Origin of the sequence: Gluconobacter kanchanaburiensis NBRC 103587 (assembly GCF_007988905.1) — a bacterium.
GTDB lineage: Bacteria > Pseudomonadota > Alphaproteobacteria > Acetobacterales > Acetobacteraceae > Gluconobacter > Gluconobacter kanchanaburiensis.
In genome coordinates, this window is record NZ_BJVA01000045.1 from 1 (window position 1) to 779 (window position 779).

1 pseudogene is annotated in these 779 nt (G+C 53.5%); it reads right to left on the bottom strand.

Features of this window, described 5'->3' with window-relative positions:
• Positions 1–715 (bottom strand): annotated as a pseudogene (locus GKA01_RS13535) (IS5 family transposase); the annotation flags it as partial.
• Positions 716–779 lie beyond the last annotated feature (64 nt).

The window sequence follows — 779 nt, forward strand, 5'->3', positions numbered from 1 at the left end:
CAGATGACTGTAGAGAAGACGTTCGGGCATCTGTCATAGCGTGTCGCGACCCGCCGCCAGTCCTTGAGACGGCCGAACATGATTTCGATGCAGTTGCGTCTTTTGTATTTCCGCTTGTCGTATTTTATGGGTTTCCCTCAGGATTTCCGTCCCTGAATGCAAGATTTGATCCCTTTCTTCTCCAGGGCATCCCTGAACCAGTCAGCAACATAGCTCCGGTCCGCCAGAATCCACTGTGCCATAGGCAGACTGTCCAGCAGAGCAGAGGCTCCGGTGTAATCATTGATCTGTCCTGCCGTCATGAAAAAGCTCAGCGGTCGTCCATTCTGATCGGCAATTGCAGCCGCTTCGTGTTCATGTTCCCTTTTGTCCGTCCGATCAGACGACCTCGATCCCCTTTTTTAGCCGCAGGCTCGAAGCCGTGCGGTGAACCTTGAGATACGTCGTATCAATCATGATGGTCTGAGGCTCTGCCTTTCCAGCAGCCAGACCGTCCATCATCCGTATGAAAATACCCACGCCGTCCCAGCGCTTCCAGAATGTCTTGTGTGGACCGTATTCCCGGGGCACATCCCGCCAACGCAGACCATTGCGGTTCACAAAGATGATCCCGCTCAACACACGACGGTCATCAACGCGAGGTTTGCCGCCGCTCTTCGGGAAGAAAGACTGTACGCTCCATCTGTCCACCCGTCAGCCAATACAGGTCATTCATCTTCAGTCTCCTCAAGAAGCCTGAATCACATCATGACATTCACATCAATGGCGCCTGAGCCTAG